General features: G+C 32.5%; 21 protein-coding genes and 1 pseudogene. 17 read left to right on the top strand and 5 right to left on the bottom strand.

What is annotated here, in order from left to right; all coding sequences use genetic code 11:
- Nucleotides 1-120: 120 nt before the first annotated feature.
- The 3 genes from GSY47_RS08585 (at nt 121) to GSY47_RS08595 (ending at nt 3,539) form a co-directional block, all read left to right on the top strand.
- Entirely contained in the window at nt 121-756 is a 636-nt protein-coding gene (locus GSY47_RS08585) for an HAD family hydrolase (RefSeq protein WP_179005661.1), read from the top strand.
- Between the two features lie 177 nt (nt 757-933).
- A complete protein-coding gene (locus GSY47_RS08590) occupies nt 934-2,859 on the top strand; it encodes a metallophosphoesterase family protein (RefSeq protein WP_179005663.1) in 1,926 nt (641 codons plus the stop codon).
- A gap of 311 nt (nt 2,860-3,170) precedes the next feature.
- Nucleotides 3,171-3,539 (top strand): SpoIIAA family protein, encoded by a 369-nt coding sequence (locus GSY47_RS08595; RefSeq protein ID WP_179005665.1) that lies wholly within the window; start codon nt 3,171-3,173, stop codon nt 3,537-3,539.
- A 62-nt stretch (nt 3,540-3,601) separates the two neighbouring features.
- Here GSY47_RS08595 and GSY47_RS08600 read toward each other — a convergent pair whose 3' ends face one another.
- The 3 genes from GSY47_RS08600 to GSY47_RS08610 are packed head-to-tail and all read right to left on the bottom strand — an operon-like array spanning nt 3,602 to nt 4,830.
- A complete protein-coding gene (locus tag GSY47_RS08600; protein WP_246611293.1) occupies nt 3,602-3,880 on the bottom strand; it encodes a PrgI family protein in 279 nt (92 codons plus the stop codon).
- Nucleotides 3,881-3,910: 30 nt separating this feature from the next.
- Complete coding sequence (locus GSY47_RS08605) at nt 3,911-4,303, bottom strand: hypothetical protein (protein WP_179005667.1); 393 nt, start codon at nt 4,301-4,303, stop codon at nt 3,911-3,913.
- Between the two features lie 23 nt (nt 4,304-4,326).
- On the bottom strand, nt 4,327-4,830 hold the full coding sequence (locus GSY47_RS08610) for a hypothetical protein (protein ID WP_179005669.1): 504 nt from the start codon (nt 4,828-4,830) through the stop codon (nt 4,327-4,329).
- A 187-nt stretch (nt 4,831-5,017) separates the two neighbouring features.
- On the opposite strand from GSY47_RS08610, the gene GSY47_RS08615 reads away from it, so the two are divergent.
- Complete coding sequence (locus GSY47_RS08615; protein ID WP_179005671.1) at nt 5,018-5,713, top strand: SMI1/KNR4 family protein; 696 nt, start codon at nt 5,018-5,020, stop codon at nt 5,711-5,713.
- A 92-nt stretch (nt 5,714-5,805) separates the two neighbouring features.
- Here the strand turns inward: GSY47_RS08615 and GSY47_RS08620 are convergent, their stop codons facing one another.
- Complete coding sequence (locus GSY47_RS08620) at nt 5,806-6,723, bottom strand: DsbA family protein (RefSeq protein ID WP_179006329.1); 918 nt, start codon at nt 6,721-6,723, stop codon at nt 5,806-5,808.
- A gap of 296 nt (nt 6,724-7,019) precedes the next feature.
- On the opposite strand from GSY47_RS08620, the gene GSY47_RS08625 reads away from it, so the two are divergent.
- The 13 genes and pseudogenes from GSY47_RS08625 to GSY47_RS08680 all read left to right on the top strand — a co-directional run bounded on the left by GSY47_RS08625 (nt 7,020) and on the right by GSY47_RS08680 (nt 17,573).
- Complete coding sequence (locus GSY47_RS08625) at nt 7,020-7,718, top strand: SMI1/KNR4 family protein (protein WP_179005673.1); 699 nt, start codon at nt 7,020-7,022, stop codon at nt 7,716-7,718.
- A gap of 2 nt (nt 7,719-7,720) precedes the next feature.
- Nucleotides 7,721-8,386, top strand: coding sequence for an SMI1/KNR4 family protein (locus GSY47_RS08630; RefSeq protein WP_179005675.1), 666 nt, complete (start codon nt 7,721-7,723; stop codon nt 8,384-8,386).
- Nucleotides 8,387-8,401: 15 nt separating this feature from the next.
- Nucleotides 8,402-9,211 carry a DKNYY domain-containing protein gene (locus GSY47_RS08635; RefSeq protein WP_179005676.1) on the top strand — a complete coding sequence of 270 codons (810 nt, stop codon included), beginning with the start codon at nt 8,402-8,404 and terminating at the stop codon, nt 9,209-9,211.
- A 3-nt stretch (nt 9,212-9,214) separates the two neighbouring features.
- The gene (locus GSY47_RS08640) at nt 9,215-9,745 is read left to right on the top strand and encodes an SMI1/KNR4 family protein (protein ID WP_179005678.1); all 531 of its coding nucleotides are present in this window, start codon (nt 9,215-9,217) and stop codon (nt 9,743-9,745) included.
- A gap of 51 nt (nt 9,746-9,796) precedes the next feature.
- Entirely contained in the window at nt 9,797-10,048 is a 252-nt protein-coding gene (locus GSY47_RS26160) for a YwqG family protein (RefSeq protein ID WP_246611294.1), read from the top strand.
- Between the two features lie 21 nt (nt 10,049-10,069).
- Nucleotides 10,070-10,519, top strand: a pseudogene (locus GSY47_RS26165) (DUF1963 domain-containing protein); the annotation flags it as partial.
- 7 nt (nt 10,520-10,526) lie between these two features.
- A complete protein-coding gene (locus GSY47_RS08650; RefSeq protein WP_219071237.1) occupies nt 10,527-11,456 on the top strand; it encodes a hypothetical protein in 930 nt (309 codons plus the stop codon).
- A gap of 13 nt (nt 11,457-11,469) precedes the next feature.
- On the top strand, nt 11,470-12,222 hold the full coding sequence (locus GSY47_RS08655; protein ID WP_179005682.1) for a DKNYY domain-containing protein: 753 nt from the start codon (nt 11,470-11,472) through the stop codon (nt 12,220-12,222).
- Nucleotides 12,223-12,226: 4 nt separating this feature from the next.
- Nucleotides 12,227-12,820 (top strand): hypothetical protein, encoded by a 594-nt coding sequence (locus GSY47_RS08660; RefSeq protein WP_179005684.1) that lies wholly within the window; start codon nt 12,227-12,229, stop codon nt 12,818-12,820.
- The gene (locus GSY47_RS08665; protein WP_219071238.1) at nt 12,813-13,463 is read left to right on the top strand and encodes an Imm19 family immunity protein; all 651 of its coding nucleotides are present in this window, start codon (nt 12,813-12,815) and stop codon (nt 13,461-13,463) included. The genes GSY47_RS08660 and GSY47_RS08665 overlap by 8 nt, the downstream gene beginning before the upstream one ends.
- A gap of 42 nt (nt 13,464-13,505) precedes the next feature.
- Nucleotides 13,506-16,004, top strand: coding sequence for a YwqG family protein (locus tag GSY47_RS08670; RefSeq protein WP_218651427.1), 2,499 nt, complete (start codon nt 13,506-13,508; stop codon nt 16,002-16,004).
- 466 nt (nt 16,005-16,470) lie between these two features.
- Complete coding sequence (locus GSY47_RS08675) at nt 16,471-16,947, top strand: TlpA family protein disulfide reductase (RefSeq protein WP_179005688.1); 477 nt, start codon at nt 16,471-16,473, stop codon at nt 16,945-16,947.
- Between the two features lie 11 nt (nt 16,948-16,958).
- Entirely contained in the window at nt 16,959-17,573 is a 615-nt protein-coding gene (locus GSY47_RS08680; RefSeq protein ID WP_179005690.1) for a thioredoxin family protein, read from the top strand.
- Between the two features lie 269 nt (nt 17,574-17,842).
- Here the strand turns inward: GSY47_RS08680 and GSY47_RS08685 are convergent, their stop codons facing one another.
- Nucleotides 17,843-19,069 carry a PQQ-dependent sugar dehydrogenase gene (locus GSY47_RS08685; RefSeq protein ID WP_179005692.1) on the bottom strand — a complete coding sequence of 409 codons (1,227 nt, stop codon included), beginning with the start codon at nt 19,067-19,069 and terminating at the stop codon, nt 17,843-17,845.
- Nucleotides 19,070-19,278 lie beyond the last annotated feature (209 nt).

Raw genomic sequence — 19,278 nt, forward strand, 5'->3', positions numbered from 1 at the left:
TGTACAAAACAGTGAAAATGAGTTAAAAATCTTTGAGAAAGAAAATAGATATTTTTTTGTAATTTACATTCGCTGACTTTTACTTCAGTAGAATTTATAATTAAATGAAAATCAATAAAAATGGTTAAATGTATTATTTTCGATTGTGATGGTGTTTTGGTGGATACAGAAAAAATAGGAAACGGAGTATTGCTAGAAATGGCAAAAGAGCATGGATTTGAATTAGAATTGGAAAAAGCCTATCATTTATTTAACGGTCGAAGCCTTAAAGATTGTTTCGTTCAGATTGAAAATGGAATCGGGAAAAAACTTCCGGAAGATTTTGAGTCGAATTACAGAGACAGAAGTTTCGAAGCTTTCAAAAAGGAAACTAAACCAATGGAAGGAATTGTTGATTTTCTAGATAATCTTACAATACCATATTGCACTGCTTCGAGCGGACCGTTAGAAAAAATCAGACTAAATCTAGGACTTGCAGGTTTACTTGATCGATTTGAAGGTAAAATATATAGTTCGTATGTTATTAAAAGCTGGAAACCTGAGCCTGGAATTTTTCTTCACGCGGCCGTAGAAATGGGATTTGATGTGAAAGACTGCATTGTAATAGAAGATAGTGTTGCAGGTGTTAGGGCAGGATTAAACGGCGGATTTAAAGTATATGGTTTTGCCAATGGATTTAATAATGAAGATTTAAAACAAGAAGGTGCAATTCTTTTTCATAGTTACAAAGAATTAAGCTTAATGCTTGGAATTTAGGCTGTTTTGAAATAATTGAATATGATTACATATTTAGATTTCAATATGTGAATGTGATAAACATTATTATTCCGTAACACTATCATAAACTCATTTTAGGTTAAAATCAATAAAATTGCGGTTAATTAAAAGTCCCAAGCTTCTAATAGTCCCCATTTTATTAAAGTTAAAAAACCTATGAATTCAAAATACATTTCAGTTTATATACTATCCATTTTTATTTTCTTCAATTTTAGCATTTCTGCACAAAAAATAAAAAACTTAAACGGAACACAAATTGCCTTTTTATCCGATGTTCATCTTCAGGATTTATTTGGAGGTTTCTCAGATTCAGATTATAAAGGCGTTTTAAATCCGAAAACGGGACAATATGCTTTGGTACGAACAATGTCATCGCAGCTTCATTCAACTCGAATATTCAACGAAAACTATTTTGCTTTTTTAGCAGCGTTAGAAGATATCGCCAAGCGAAAGATAAAATATGTCGCACTTCCAGGCGATTACACAGACGACGGTCAGCCAATACATGTTCGCGGTTTGGCAAAGATTTTAAATGAATATCAAAAAAAATACGGAATAGAATTCTTTATTACTACAGGAAATCACGATCCAGTTGGGCCATTTGCGCAAGAATCTGGCAAAGAAGATTTTTTAGGTAAAGAAGGTAAAAGTCAGCCCATTTATAGCAAAGACGGTATGTATACGCCCAATCTACACATTGAACAGCCTGTTGTCCTAACAGCCGATATTGCTAAAATGGGTTATTTAGGAATTACAGATAACCTGAAAGGTTTTGGTTTTTATCCCAACAAGAATTATAAATTTTGGGCAACTCCATTTTCTCATTACACAAATGAAAATTATTCGTTTGAAAAAGCTGCAGAAAGCGCAAAATTATTTAATCGAATGTATGAGGTAGCGCCTGGTTACCAAGTTCCAGATGTGAGTTATGTGGTTGAACCAATTGAAGGACTTTGGTTAATGGCAATTGATGGAAATGTTTATATCCCGAAGAAAATGAATGGCGATCCAAAAGATTCTAAAAGTTATTCTGAAGCCAGTACGGGTTATAATAATGTGCTTTCAAATAAAAAACATCTGATTAAATGGGTCGAAGAGATTTCGGCGCAGGCCAAAAAACAGGGAAAAACTTTAGTTGCTTTCAGTCATTTTCCGATGATTGATTTTAATGATGATGCTTCCTCAGAAATAAAAGAATTACTTGGCCCAAATAAATGGCAGTTAAACCGAGTTCCAGTAGAAGAAGTAGCACAGCTTTTTGCCGACGCGGGTTTGAAGATTCATTTTGGCGGTCACATGCATATTAATGACACGGGAGTTAGAACAACTCAAAAGGGAAATACTTTAGTAAATATTCAGACTCCATCACTTGCAGCCTATATTCCAGCTTATAAATTACTGACTTTAAAGAAAGATAATGTTGTCGATATTCAAACGATTACAATTGATAATGTTCCGAGGTATGATGAACTATTCGATTTGTATAAAATGGAATATCAATTTTTAGAAAGTCAAAACTCTAAAGATATTTGGAATATCGATATTCTAAATACCAAAAATTATCATGATTTTACCGATTTTCATTTGAAGGAATTAGTACGTCTTCGCTTTCTAAAAGATGATTGGCCAAGTGAATTTAAGGATTTTATTTTGAATGTTTCTGCTAAAGATTTACTGGTTTTAGCTAACATACAAGCCGATCAGGATTTTGATTTTATATTAAAAAATAAAACTCAGTTTGAGAAAGAATGGAAAACAGCTGAAATGAAATCACAGCAAATTCTAGCTCAAAACAAACTCACAAATGAAGATTTTAATTGGACAGGAAATGATCTTCTAATTGATTTTTACCGTTTTAGAAGCGCCGATGAATTGGCTTTTGCCGATGTTTCGGAAAGAAGAACAGCGGCTTATAAAGTTTTAGCAAAGCTGTTTTTAGATACTAAAGATGATGTTTCAAAACCTTTACAAAAACAAATGAAATTGTTCTTCAGTATCTTAGAAAAATTCATGCATGAAGTTCCGGCAGATCATTTTACAGTTAATCTTCATACTGGTGAGATTAACCGCAAAGAGCGCTAAGAATTTCGCAAAGCACGCAAAGAATTTTTTAAGTTGAATTTTACAAATAAAAAAGTTCGCAAAGCTTTATCTATAAAGCTTTGCGAACTTTTACTTTTATGTAGCATAATCTTAGATAAAAAAACTTGCGACCTTTGCGAAATTCTTTGCGCACTTTGCGGTAAAAGCAACCTAATTCACTCGAAATAATATAATAAACTAATAGTTAAATATAATTTCTATGTGGTTGATAATAAGTATATTTGAGTATAAGATTAAGCATTGTTCGAAATCTTAAACAAACTTCATTAAATAACTCAAAAGTACTTAATATGATACATCAAATTGACACTACTGATAATGTTGTAGCCTTTAGAGCTTTGGCAGAAGTAACAAAAGACGATTTTTTAACAGCTGTCGTTCCTGCTGTTGAGCATCTCGTAAAACAAATAAATGAAATTAACTTTTTACTAGTATTAGATACTGATATCCAAAATTTCACTGCCGGTGCATGGCTTCAGGATGCACTGCTTGGGTTGAAACATCTAGGTAAATGGAATAGAGCTGCAATTGTAACTGATACAGATGAAATCATATCTTTCACAAACGGATTCAGTTTTATTATTCCAGGCGAGTTTAGAGGATATAAAAGAGTAGAGTTTAATAAAGCATTAAACTGGGTTGAAGGAAATATTTCCTAAACACTTAAAAATGAGAAAGAGCGCTGTTTTAGGCGCTCTTTCATTATATATGATACAGAATATTAATGATTGTATTCGATACCGCTGCTTGATTTAGCATCGATTTTTTCTTTCGTAATTTCATTGTATTTTTTATAACACGCAGAAGCTAAAATCGGCAAGGCAATACTTCCTACAACTGCACTGGCTTTTGGATGTCCCGTTTTTTTTAGAACTGCCGAAGCAACAAGAGCTCCAACACCTGCAAAGACCATTTGCTTTACAGAAAGATTAAGAGATTTACTTGGTTCTGGAGTGATTCCATGCAATAATGGGTCTATGAAATTTAAATTGTCCATCATGTTAATTTATTTAGTTATTACTTATTTTAATTATTGTTTATCGATTTCAGTTTCACTCTCGATTTTTTCGATTTCAACCTTTTCTTTTTTAATGGCCTGACGCAATAAAGCAAAAAGACTCATGTAAACATTTGCTACAAAAACCAGAGAAAACCCTGCCAAAATATAGCCTCTCCAATCATTTAACAAAAGTTTATAATCACAAAGAATCAAAAACGCAATTGTGACATAGTGGCTGAAACAATATTCACAGGTTAAAAGATAGAAAAATTTTCTGGATAGTAAAAATCTGTCATTTTTTGCATGACTGACACACCATTCATGAGGTTCCCTAAAAATTTCTTCATGCGTTACCGTCCAGCTTATGCAGGCGATCGGAATAGCTAAAACAAAAAGCCAAATGATTTGTGTTACAATTTCCATAGTTGCAGGGAGAGAACTTTAATTTATTCTCTTGGATGGTTTTCAGGATAGTGTTCAGCATCAAAATCATTCAATTCTTCATCTTTATCCAAATCTCGTTCTTTTTCTTCGTCATTTTCCTGATTTAAATCAGTTGGAGGATAATTTTTATCATCATTATAATGATTTATTTCGCCATCATTTGTAATAAGCCCATCTTCATTAATAATCCTTTCCTGATTCGGAATATTTTCTGCTCTTAGAGTTTCATTTTGATGACTATCATTGGAAGCATTCCTTCCGTCATCAATAAATTCTTCTTGATACTGATATTGGTCATAATCCTCTTCATAAATAGCGTTTTCGTTTTCAATAGGAGTATTTTGATCCATAATATCAGGATCTTGTTCTCCGTAGTTATCTTCATTTATACCTTGAAATAAATTTTGTTCATCATAAAAAGAATCAGCCTGATAATCTACGGGAGTATTTTGGTCTATGAAATCAGGATCGTGTTGACCATAATTTTCGTTATTTAGATTTTTCATAATTTCTTTTTTTAATGTTTATATTGATTAGAAAAATGCCTGTTTTACAAAGTTAAATTGGCAATTGCCAAAATGTATTACAGAAATATGTTCGGTATTTCTATAATTTTCAGTTGGTTATGTTTTTGTTTGGAAATTTTGAAAGTGCACAATAAGAACTTAACTTAGTAAAACTTAAAAATGAAAAATGAAAGAATTGTATAGCATTGGTGAAATAAAACCATTTTCAAAGATTCAGATTGAAGAAATTGAAAATAAGATTCCCTTTTCTTTACCAGATGATTATAAAGATTTTTTGAATTATTACGGTTTAGGTTCTATAAATGAATTAATACTAATTCAGGAACCGGATGAAGAATTCATTAAAAATAATTTTAGAGATGATATGGATATCTGGACTGTGGCAGAAAATGAAACCCAGCTTTTACTTAATTCTCTCACTATTACCACAACTATAGACGGAGATATAATTACAGTTATCCAAGATGAAAATAAACCCATTGTAATTCTTCCAAGACATTCAGAAGAACCTGTTTATTTTGAAAGTTTTATGCCAATGATAGAATATTATACTGAAAAATATAATTTGGAGAATTTATATTTTGACCCAAGTTTCAATTTTCAGCAGGAATATATAAGTTTTGTAAAAAACGGAACTATAGAGAAATCCTTGTTTGATAAAGTACTTGAAGAATTTTTAAAAGAAATTTCATTCGATAATTCATTTAATTTGAAGATACAGCCAAAATATATAATTCAGAAAATAGGAGGTTGGGTGTATTTTGATTGTATCGGGAAAAGTGCCATCAGAGTGAAATATCAGGAACAATTTAAAACTGAAGCAGAAAAGATTATTCAGTTTATAAAGAATCGAATTGACTGATAATTTTTTGTTTCATTCGTCCCGTAGGGACGTCTGATGTCATTTTTGTTATGATCAATCAAACGCTCCTACGGAACGAAATTAACAGAATGTTATTTTACAGAATAGAGAGAACCATTCTTTATGGTTTTCTTATTTAACTTTCCTTTGCTGTATAATTCTTCCAGAATAATTATAGCATCCTTAACAGAAATATCTTGAATAACCGCATATTCTTTTGGTGCTAAAGTGGGATAAACTTCGAAAATGGATAAGGTATTTTTAGCAACGATTTTTTCTTTTTTACTTTCAGGATATAACGCTAACAAAGCATTTTCATAAGCGGAATAAGGTTTAGAACCATAAACGGTTAATTGATTATTATTTCCATCAGAAAAAAACAATGTTGGAAATCCTCTGACACCAAGTGATTTTCCAAGTCTCAAATCTTCTTCAAAAAGTTTTTTGGCATCTCCATCATAATCTTTTTTTAGTTTTTCAGGATCAAGACCTGCAAGTTTTCCTGCCTCGACTATGTTTTCCCATTTGGCAATATTCTTTTTCTCCAAATATAATTTTTCACGAAGAATTCGCATAAATTTTACTGCTTTTTCCTTACTCTGAATTTGTGCCGCTTTCATAGCGATACAAGAGGGATAAGAAGAATCTAATGGGTCTTCCAACCAAACATCGCCATCAATTGGCATTTCGTAATACAAACTTGCTTCGTCCCAATGATGTGCAACGTCAGACGGTTTGCTGATTCCTCCGCTGTTATAATTCCAATCGGGTAATAATCCGCCCATTCTGTAATCGATTTCGAAATCATCTCCGTATTCTAGTTTTAGTTTTCGTAGTTGAGGTTCAATTCCCCAGCAGGAAGAACAGATAGGGTCGGTATAGTAGATTATTTTTACAGGTTTATTTTCAGATTTAATAGCAATATTTTCATTGGATGTTTCGCCAACAGGCATTTCACAGGTTCCGCTCACAGGATCACATAAAAGCGGATTTGTTTTGTTTTCGTTCATTTTAGAATGCGTTTGTGATTGACAGCTTGTACTGAAAATCAAGATTAAGAATAGCGAAAGTACTTTCATATAATTGTTTTAAATTTTCGCCTGGGTTTAAAAAATTAACTTCAAACAAAGTTCGTCAGTAATTAGTCACAAGTCAATTAGTCAAAAAAAAGTGACTAGAAAAAAGAGTTTCAATTTTAAGGAATTGTCATTTTTTTCTAAAAATCAGGTTTAGGAATCATAAAGTAATTGCAATCTTACAAAGAATTACGTATTTTCACATTTCAATAAAATTTTACAAAGCCAAAATGAATTATATTCAAAAGATTAAACGCCTTTATAACTTGTCTGAAAATGAAAACTACGGATTTTCAGAAGCCGAAATTCTTGAACTTGAAAAGGATTTAGAAATTACTCTTCCCATAAAACTTAAAGAATATTATCTTGAATTGGGAAAAGAAGAAAATCTCAATTATGTCTACAACCGATTACTGAAACCTGAAGAAGTTGCTTTTTCTGAAGACGATTTTCTGGTTATTTATGAAGAAAACCAAAATGTCGCTATCTGGGGTATCAAAAATGATGATTTAAAACTGGACAATCCGCCGGTTTACGGAAATTATGATACAATCGAAAGATCGGAATGGGAAATTGAAACACAAACCACAGAGGACTTCTTTTTATTTATGGGAGTTTATAATGGAACTTTAGGCGGTTTACAATACAATGGAAACTATATTGGCGATATAGATTCTGCTATAGTAAAACAGGTAGAAGAAAATTGGACATTTGTACCTGAAATCAGCAGAGACAATCAAAAAGTATATACAGACAATTTTTATGATATAATTAGTTTGTCTTTTGATAAGAACAATAATTGCACTGCTTCTTTTATTGGGAGCAGTAATCAAGAGCGTTTTGATGCTATTTTAGATATAATAGATATTGACTGGTCTTATTTGTCGTATGATGATGAGGATTATGATGAAGAAGATGAAAACGAATAAATATGTGGTTCAGTAAATTTACTTTTTTCGATAAACAAGCAGGTTTAACTGAATCGGTTTCAGAAGATTTTTTTAGCAAACCATTTTCACAAGAAGAGTTTGGAAATTTTCCTGATATACAGAGTTTGTATCCAAATGGTAAGAAGGCTGAATATTTTCCTATTCCGAAACAACTTAGACTTCCTGAGGAATATGTTGAACTTTTACAGCATTCAAACGGAGGCGGAATAATAAACGGCGAACGTGAGTTTGGTTTTTTCTCACTTGAAGAAATTCGGCAGAGGTATATAAATTATGGATTTCCAATTTGGGCGCCGGCATTTCTTCCGATTGCTTTTAACGGCGGAGGAAAATTTTATGCGTATGATCTTAGAAAAGATAATGAATTCCCAATAATTTTGGTTCCGGCCGGAAATCTGGGGTATGATGATGACTGCTGGGTATTTTTAGGCAATACACTCGTAGAAGTTTTGAGTAAAACCACCAATGTAGAAGATGAACTGGATGTACTTTATCCTGAAAAAGAATTAGCTGAAAAAGACAGTAAATCCAGAAAACTTTATCTTGAATTGAAAGATTTAGAGGAAAAGAAAGTCAACGGAAAAGTTGATTTAAAAAACTATCTGCTTACTAAAAAACGAATTGAGGCCGAGCTAAGAAAATTATAATAAAACTTGAGGGAAATGGATAATAATATAATCTGGAAAAAAGTAAGAGAGGCAGTTCTGGCTAAATTTGGTAATTCTGGCACAAGAGAAGATGAGGAACCTTATTATTCTTTAGACGGAAAAAGTATTTTGTATAATGGTTACGAAGTTAAAAATGCCGATTTTGAAAGTTTTACTTATTGCTTTCGTTTTGCTAAAGATAAAAATAACTGCTACAGAACAAATACGAAATACAAGGAAGCAGATCCTGAGACTTTTGAAGTTCTAAATTATCATTTTGCTAAAGACAAAAATCATATTTATTCTATTAATGGAATCGTAAAGAATGTGGATTACGAATCTTTCGAAGTGTTGGATAACGGCTATAAAACGGATAAAGAAGGAAAAAAAGTTTCAGGTCTCTCTTTCAGCAGCGATAAATCAGGAGTTTGGTGGATGGACTATTATTCTTTAAAACCTACTTTGATAAAAGGAACCAATAAAGATACTTTTCAACGAATAGATGATTCTTATTCCAAAGACGATAAATATGTTTATTACGCAGGAACACGTTTGCCAAAAGCAAATCCTTTAACGTGGAAAAGATTAAATGAAGAAACCTATTTTTCTCAGGATGAAGACAAGTTCTATTTCGGACAGGAATTATTAAAAGATGCCGACCCAGATACATTTGAAATTGTAGCATTACCTGAAGCTTTAGGAATAAAACCTTATGCAAAAGATAAAAACGTGGCATACATCTGTCATAATATCGTTTCGCATAAAGAGTTGCAAGAAACCATCAAAGAAGAATTGAAATTTGTTGAGGAACTGAAAAAAGGATAAAACATGCTGAAAATATTGTCTGTAAAGGAAATCGGAATCGATCTTTTATCAAATAAACAATCGATTAGAAATTTTCCAAAATTGGTTTCTTTTCCCTTTGCTGAATTATATAGAGATATTGTGACTCAGATCAAAACCGTTGAAATTTCATCAGAATGTATTTTGTTTGACAGTGTTGAAGCATACAATGAAACAAAAGAGTTTTCAAATCCCGATTACTGGTCTGAAAATACAAAAGAAAGAATAGAAAACTTCTGGTTTTTTGCCCAAAACGGACAAGGAGATTATTGGCTGTTTGATGCTAAACAAAAAGTCTATTTCTACGATCACAATCAGGAAAAAATGTGTACTCAAAACTTTACTGATTTAGGATTGAATTTTGAGAAATGGCTTCAGTTCGCTTATCTAAATAAACAGTTGGATGAAATCTACGAAACAGAAGGTGAAATTAGCGAGGAATTAAAAGCAGAATACAAACAAAGATTAGAAGAAATTAGTGGTCTTTTATTGGAAAAGCATCCTTTTGAAATTTAAAAATTAATTAAAAAGGTTCCGCAAAGAGGAACTTATAAACTCATAGTTAAAATGAAAAACGAAACATTTGACATCATAGAATTACGTCCAGCAACAAAACATTATTATGGAGAGAGTGTAGAAGTAGCAGAGATTTTACTTGAAGATGGATTATTGGTAAAAGCAAGTACAATTGACATTCCGCTGGGACATTCCCGTTATGGAGGACCAATTGCAGATCTTCCAAAAGATTTTCCATATCCAGATGATTTGCGTTTTGCAGGTCAGTTGGATTTAAAACAAATTGCTCCACATGATAAATAGGGGCTTTTACCTAAAACCGGACATTTATTCTTTTTTGCCGATATTATGGAAGACAAAGGACTTGTAGCTTATGCTGATATTGATAACAGCGAATTGGAGAGAGTGGTAAAAGATCATGACGATAATTTTTTTGAAGGTGTTTTAATCAAAGAAGCTTTTGCTAATACCGAAAAATTGACAAGCCGTTATCGTCAGCCTGAATACGAAGATGAAGAAGAATATACTAACGATGAAGGTGTATTATGGGATTATTTTGTAGGAAGCGAAACTTCTAAAATATTCGGAATCTTTACACATTGCCAGTGGCAGGAAGAAGAAATATTAGAAGTTGTCAATTCAGATAAAGTAGTGCTTCTGCAGATTGGAGAAAACGGTTTTAATGACGAAGGTGTTTTCAGCGTTTTAATTGATAAAAATGATTTGAAGAATCTGAATTTTAGTAACTGTGAATTTCATTGGGGACAATCGTAAAGTAAGAATGAAAAAACAAAATTTAATAATTGTGATCTTGTTATTTTTTTCAGGTGTTTATTTACACGCTCAAAAAAATAAAGATCAAACAGAAAAAGGAATGTTATTTACTTTAAAATACGAACATCAGGATTGCTCGTACGAGATACTGGTTAACGATGTACCTGTAGTGAACTTTTTTGGTTTAGGCGGTGGGTTTTCTTTAAAAAAGGAAATTAATCAATATATTTTAAAGCCGGGAAAGCAGGATATTACAATCAGGATTTATCCACAAAAGAAAACTGAAGATTCCTTTGAAGATTTAATAAGCGAATCGGCTAAAGTAAAGATTGTTATAAAGAAAAATAAAGAACCATTATCTATGCTGGATGTAGCAGAAGCAAGAGAAAAAGGAATACAAACCGAATGGGATGTTTTAAGTTTTGAAACTCCAGCAATAGAAAAGAATGTTCCTTATATCGAATTTAAAACCTCTTTTAATGTATTAGATAAAGATATCACATGGAAAATTAAAGGCTGGAGTGAAAGCAGAGATTTAAGAAATGACCCTGATTTAAGAAAACAGGTGGATGCTTTTTACGAGAATTTTAAAAGTATTTTGGCATCAAAAAAACAACAGGAATATCTCAAGTTATTAAAAACAAGCATTCATGAAGAAGCAGAATCGAAACCTTGGTTTGGAGCAGATTTAGAAAAAGATTTATCAAACGAAATGCTCCAGTATGCAAATGAAGAACGAAATTTTATTTATCCTTGTGAAAATGCTGAAATGAAGTTTTATGGAAACGGAAAAATTGTAACCTTGATTTGCAAAGATAGTACCACTTATGGTTATTCTCCATTGATTTCAAAGACTGCAAAAAATGTAATGCCTAAAGTGCATGTATTTTATCTGCATAAACCCAAAGGCTCAAACGAACTGGAAATAATCAGATAGAAAAAAAATCAAAATGATAAAAGATTTAGGACACGGTTATAAAATTATAGACAATAAATTTATTCTTTGTTATGACAGTGAAGTGTTTAAAAAGTTTTATAAAACAATTGACTTTGAGACTTTTGTAATAGTTGCCACTAACGCAGAATTTGATAATGATGGTTTTGCTTCTACAATCTATTTTGCAGATAAAAATCACGTTTATATCCAAAGTGCTTTTACCGCTTTTTCAATTATAGAAGATGCAAAACCAGATGATTTTAAAGTAATAGACATTCAAAAAGGATATACTTTCTCCAACGGAAACCATTATCGCCACGATGATAAAATGCCTTTTGATCTTAGTAAAGCAAAACATCTAAATGATTATCATATTCAGGTTGAAGATCAACTGTATTTTGGAGATGTAAAACGAATTGAAAATGTCGATTCGGAATCTTTTACAATTCCACATCCTGAATTAATCGAAAATCTGGCAATGGATAAAAATCATGTTTTCTTTAAAGGAGAGATAATTCCGGAAGCAGATCCAAAGACATTTAAAATTCTGGAAGGCTGTTTAGATGGAATTTATTATCTGGAATGCGACAACGCTTTTTATGCTAAAGACAACAAACAGGCTTATTTTATCAGAACAACAAGTAGTGAAGTGAAAGTGATAAAATCCAAAAGCCTGAATGATTTTCACTTTAAAGTGATCAACGAAAGAGGATATGCTTTTGATAAAGAATACAGTTATTATATGGGAAAAAGAACCAAACTCTAAAATTATGGCATTATATAAATTTGATGAAGTTTTAAATGATCTAATGGATTATTTTATTCTGGGCGATCCCGATTATTTACTTCAATACAAGATAGAGAATAACCTTCCCGATGATTTGCTGACAGAATTCACAACAGAAGAAACTGGAGATCAGGTTGTAGAAGAAGGTGTAATGGTACCCATGATAGGAATTGAAAATTATCCTTATACCGTTTATTTTAATTTATCAGATGAAACGTCAGAGTTGTTGAAACAAGGAAATGAAGTGCAGCATCAGCGTGATGGATATTGTTTGAAGGTAGTGAATGGCAGAATCTATCTTTATACAATTCCCTATTTAAGAGATTTTACAGAAACCAAATTAGGATTATTAAAGAAATATAAACACGCAACAATAGAATTACCAAACGGCTGGTATTCGGTAGCCATTTTGGCGGGATTGACCAAACAACTTTTAAAAGTAGAAACAGCTTCAGGAGAAATAGAAGAGTTTGAAAGTATGGAACCTACTTTTGAATTTGTTTTAAAACCTACTGTCGAAAAACCAGATTTTATGGCTGATTTTACTTATCCTTTTAAAGTAGAGATACGTGAATAGAAAAATTCAACTAGAAGAAATCAGTAATAACACTTTTTTCTGGAAATTTTATTTCTGCTGGTCAAGAGGTTGTGATCATGAAAAAGAAATAAACATTGATGAGGCTCTGGAAGTGTTAGAAATAGATGAAACTAAATCGTACGAATGGGAAAGATCATTTTTGAATGAAGAAGATATAGAAGAAAATCCAAGATATATTGCAGAAAAACTGACTGACGATTTAAATTACGCAATTGAATTTCAGGAATATGAAATCAACTTTTTTCTGAATGATATTTATATTGGAAATCTGGGCGGACATTTCGAAGCCTGGTTTTTTACATTAGAGGAATTATTAGCTTTTGAAAAATATCCTGAATTATTTCTCCTTTTTCTACCAATGACAGGAATTGTTGAAAATGAAAGATTGGTTTTAAAACCGTTTATAATAAAGCATTTAAATTCAATTCCAAAATTCGAAACGCATTCTGAATATATTGCCAATTGTATTTTAAACGGTTTGGCGATGGAATCTGGATTTTCAGAAAAAGAAGGAGTTGGCATAACCAATAATCAAAATCATAGTGTAAGGAATATAGCAACATATCCACGTTATAAAGAGAACGTTGAAGAATTAAATAAACTTCTGATTAAGCTAAAATAGCTGACTTCAAATAGTATTAATATAAGCCAAATAATCTTTTTTATGGAAAGCAGTATGAACAACCAAAAATTTGAAACCGATACATTTTCTCTTTTAATTCCTTCTGTTTATACAGATATGCAGGTGGTTTGGGAAAGCATCAGAGCAGCGCACGAACTGCCCGATGATGATTATTTATCATACGCAACAACAACTCTTATTCCTGTAGAATTTTTTAATGAATTTGATGGAGAGAATATTGTTTTGCGCTTTTGGCAATCTAATAAACTAGCAGACGAGGAAATTGAGCTGATAGAAGAAAAGGAAATTCAGGTAGCAGGTCATAGTTCGAATATTCGATTAGTGAAATCAAAAGATGATATTTTCTATTATTTGGCTATTGTTCAGATAAGTGATCAATTTTGTTATATTTTTAAAGGCGATTGCAAAATAGAACATAGAGCTTTCTATGAACCGCTGTTTGAAGCTATTTGGCAAAGTTTGGAGTACTTTGGAAATCATCAGGAAGCAATAGATAAACTGCCTAAATTTTTACAAGATTTTTATTATCATAGAAAATCAGAGAATAATTTTAACGAAGAAGAACAATTAGAGGAAAACAGCATTCTTCTAGCTATAGAAGAATTTTCTATTCCGGTAGACGACAAAGAATATTGGATAATAGATGATATTCAATTACAGTTTTTACCAGAATGCAGTGCTTCAATAAATGGAACTTTGTACGTTAATTTAGAGGGAATTATTCCTGAATTTGAAGAGAAAAAACATAGCTACATTGTTGATTCCTATAACGGAGCAGTAGCATTAAATTTTTCTCTTGGTCAGATATACAATCAAGGAATACCTACTGGTCTAGTTCCTTTTGAGAAAGGTAGAGACGAAAGTTATAATCATTATTTATGGGATCGAGGTTTCAAATATTCGCTTGGTTTTACGGGAAATGTTACTTTAAAAGACGGATGGATAGGGCTGAATGGGTATCTGGAAGATAAATGGGATCCTAAAAGATATAAAATAAGCTTAGCTAAAAAAATAGCAACACAAGAATTAGAATGGGAAAAGTATGATTTTACGATGTTCAAAGAATTAGAAAAGACATCACCAAAAATTGTACGTCAATTAAAATTAAAAGATCCCGACCCAACCGAATTAAGAGAAGAGCTTCATTCATTAGTTCATTTGGAATCACTTACAATTCAGTTTTCAAACAACAGTAAAGAGGCTGAAGCATTTACTGAAATACCTTCATCAATTAAGCATTTTAAGAATTTAAAAAGTTTACATCTTTGGGGTATTGCAGCAATTACCAAATTCCCAGAATGGATTGGAGATCTTCGTGAATTAGAATTTCTATTGCTAACGGGAAGTAAAGTTGAAGGAATTCATCCCTACACCTTACAGTATCTTTCGAAGCTTAAATTATGTTTTCTTGAAAATAACAATTTAGGATCTGCTCCTAAGTTACTACCTGATAATTTGGAGGTTTTACATTTAGAAGGAAATCAACTGACGGATGTTCCAAATTCATATACTCAATTAAAGAATCTTAAAAAACTCCATATTAAAAATAACCCTCTTAAATCCCTTCCTAGTGGACTTGAAAATATTCCAGAACTTGACTTGGAACTGGAGAAAAAAATGACTTTACTTGATTACACCTATAAAGGCGCAGATAACAACGGAGTAGTGCCATATGAAGATGAACTATTCTATGCCCGTAACGATTCGGACTTAAATTCAAACCTTCGAAAAGCTATTGAAGAAAAAGGTTTTCAGGAATATGAAAATGGACTTTCTAAAATTGCTCGTCATGCAGTAAATTTTGCTACTATAATTCCAGATTTATACGATGAAGTAGGAAATAATCGAATAGGAGGGCTTCCTGATTTGCCTGTAAATGTAGATTATCCTACAGTAAAAAGCGATGATGAAAAAAAAGGTTATCAGTTCATTGCCCAAATTAATTGCGCCTCTATTGCTAATTTACAGGATTATCTGCCTCGTACAGGAATGCTTTATTTCTTTATTGAAGATCAGCAGGATTTTGTTCCTAGAGTTATTTTTTATGAAGGGGAAACGGATAATCTAAAATCGGCGAAAGAATTGAATATTGATGAAGAGTTTATCTACGATGAATCTGGCATTTACCAGGCGTTTAAGACCAATTCGGAAAAATGTATAAGTCTTCCATCATTTTATAATGATGAGCATTATTATAAAGACATCGCGCCTGAATTAAAGGAATTAGAAGAGAAATACGACGAAACCGAAACCTTAAAAGAAGCACTTTTACCTTTTAATACTAAATCTTCTCACGGAATTAATAATTATGTCTTTAAACAACATGATTCGCCTGAAATAGAAGCAGTCAATACATTGAAAGGAAAACAGGAAGAATGGATGGTACTATTGCGTGTAAGCAGTGATAATAATCCGGGCTTTTGTTTTTGGGATGCTGGAGAAATTTATTTTGTCATTCACAAAAGCGATCTGGCTAAAAAAGATTTTTCAAATGTTTATTGCGGATTAGAAACTAGTTAATTCTTCTAAAAACGCATTTGTATTATTTTGTAGCAACGGATTTCAATTCATTTTTAAATGCAGTCATAGATTATAAAGTTATATAGACACAAAAAAATGTAAATTAAAAATGTGCTGAACCTACGGCTCTCTATTTCGATGCATTTTCTTTACGCTGGATTAAAATCCAGCGCTACAAAATAATTCGAACCGATGGTTCTTTTATATTATGTTTAAACATGATTCTTTGCAAGTACGAAATCTGGAATTCCGTAGGAATGTTTCATTTTGTAGCAACGGATTTTAATCCGTTGTTAAATAATGTACACAAAGATTATAAAGTTCCATAGGAACGACACATATAAAAAAGAATTTCGTGCCTTAGCGCCTTTGTGGCAAAAACAAACTCATTAAACTTTCATTAACAAAAAGTAAGATTCCATTAGTTTATATTTGTAAGGCTCAAATTAATCCTAAAGCGTTTTTTATGAAAATCAAATCAATTTCCTATATATTTTTATGGACTATTTTTTCCGTTTCAGCTTACAGTCAAAATGTGAAGCTGTTGAATATCAATCAGCTCAATGAAAGAATAAAAAATGGAAAAGACAGCACTTATGTCGTTAATTTCTGGGCAACCTGGTGTGCGCCGTGTATAAAAGAATTACCACATTTTGAGAAATTGAGCGGCGAACACAAATCAGAGAAACTGGCTGTATTATTAGTGAGTCTTGATTTCAAATCAAAATTAGAGTCAAATGTAATTCCGTTTGTAAAAAGAAAAAATCTAAAAAATGAAGTATTTCTTTTAAATGAAAGCAGTCCTCAGGAATTCATTGACCGAATCGATCCAAGCTGGTCAGGAAGTATTCCGGCAACACTTTTTATAAAAGGAGACAAACGAAAATTTGTCGAAAGTGAATTTACCTATGAACAATTATTAACTGAATATAAAAAACTATAAATCCGTAAACCATGAAAAAGATAATTTTATTATTCGCATTAGCATTTTCTGCTTTTCTAGCGCAGGCGCAGACAGGAACAACTCTTAAAGCAGGAGATAAAGCACCAGATTTTAAGCTAAAGAATGTTGACAACAAAGAAGTTTCTTTCGGAACTTTTAAAGATGCAAAAGGTTATATTGTTGTTTTTACTTGTAATACTTGTCCGTATGCCATTGGATACGAGCAGAGAATTATCGATTTAGATAAAAAATTCAGACCACAAGGATATCCGGTAATCGCTATCAATCCAAACGATCCGGAAGCTTCGACAGCAGATACTTTCAGTAAAATGCAGGATTTAGCAAAAGAGAAAAAATATCCTTTCCCATACTTATTTGATCCAGGGCAAAAAATTACTGACGAATACGGAGCAAAACGTACACCACACGTTTTCATTATTTCTAAAACAGCAAAAGGAAACGTAGTAGAATATGTTGGAGCAATTGACAACGATCCGGAAGGAAATAAAGCTGATAAAGTAAAATACGCAGAAGATGTAATTGCTTCACTAAAAAGCGGACAGAAACCTGCTATCACGCAAACAAAAGAAATTGGCTGTACAGTTAAAAGAAAAGCAAAAGCTTAATTTTTTTGTTTCAGGTTTCAAGTTTCAGGTTGATATACGATATGTATACATAACCGCAAGGTTCGCAAAGTTTTTACACAAAGCTTTGCGAACTTTGCGTTTTCTATAGATTTTACATATCAAAAAACCTTGCTTGCTTTGCGGTAAGAAAAACACAAAGCATAGCAACCTGAAACCTGAAACCTGAAACAAAAAAACAAAATTCTAAAAAATACGAAACGCCCCTATTAAGGGGCGTTTTTGGCTAGTATAATGAACAAGTTTGCTTTCTATTTTTTATCAATTTTGTAAAGTCTTCCTTGATCGGTAACGGCGTATAATGCTTCATCTTTTCCTTGTGTAATATCTCTGAATCGTTGGCCTTCTCCAGCCAATAATCGTTCTTCTCCAGCTACTTTATTGTCTTTAAAAGCTAGACGTACAATATGCATGCCACTTAAAGCGCCTATGAATAAATTGTTTTCCCATTCTGGAACTCTTTTTCCTGAATAAAATGTCATTCCACTTGGTGAAACTACAGGATCCCAATAATAAACAGGTTGTTCCATTCCCTCTTTTTGTGTTATCCCTTCACCAATTTTTGCACCGCCATATTCGATTCCGTAAGTAATCGTTGGCCAGCCATAATTAGCTCCCGCTTTAATTCTGTTAATTTCATCGCCACCTCTTGGGCCGTGTTCACTCTGCCACAATTCTCCGCTTGTAGGGTGAAGTGCCAATCCTTGAGGATTTCTATGACCGATGCTGTAAAGTTCAGACAAAGCACCAGTTCCTGTAAAAGTTGGATTCCCTGTAGCGGCTTGTCCATTAGTTGTAATTCGGACAACTTTACCTAAGCTACTGTTTACAGCTTGTGCCAATGGGCGAGTTTCTAATACAGATCGTTCTCCAATACTTACAAATAAATTTCCGGTTTTATCAAATAAAACACGGCCTCCGTAATGCAGTGTGCTGGCATTAGGTGTATTAGAACGATAAATAACGGTCACGTTTTCAAGAGCAGTTTCATTATTAGATATTCTTGCTTTTGCAACCGCTGTGATATTGCCACCTGCCACAGCTTCAGAAAATGCCCAATAAATCATTCTATTTGTTTCAAAAGCAGGATCAAGGCAAATTCCTAGCAAACCTCCTTGGTCTGCTGGATTAACTGCTGGAACTCCTGTTAAGGCATTACCAATTACCCCCGCTTGAGTAACAATTTTAATATTTCCCGCTTTTTCAGTAACCAAAAGACGTCCGTCAGGAAGATAAGCAACGCCCCAAGGAGCGCTTAAACCGCTGGTGATAACTTTAGATTCAATTTCGGTGGTAGTCTGAATGCTTCCTGCACGTGTTTGTCCTGAAAATGCTGGTTGGTAAGAAGTGTTAGCCGTTCCCGTTTCTACTGGTGGCCCTGTTGGCCCAACGTTTGTATTATCGTCGTTATCATTGTTGGAACAGCTTCCTAATGCAAGAAATCCAGCAAGAAGTAAAATACTTTTTTGAATTATCATAATGCTTTCATTTTAATGGTTAAAAAATAAATTATGCATTATCGAACATTTCGAAAGAGAAGATTGTTTTTGGAAATCTATTTAAAATGAAATGGTCAGTTTCTAAATAAATTCGCCTTATATTTTCAATTAAGAATGCCTAAATGCTTTGTGCCATTTTATCTGAAGCAAAAGAATTTCAAAAAGCAGAAATTAAACTTCTTTTGGAA

It is taken from the genome of Flavobacterium quisquiliarum, assembly GCF_019308285.1.
In the GTDB taxonomy this organism is placed as follows: Bacteria; Bacteroidota; Bacteroidia; order Flavobacteriales; family Flavobacteriaceae; genus Flavobacterium; species Flavobacterium quisquiliarum.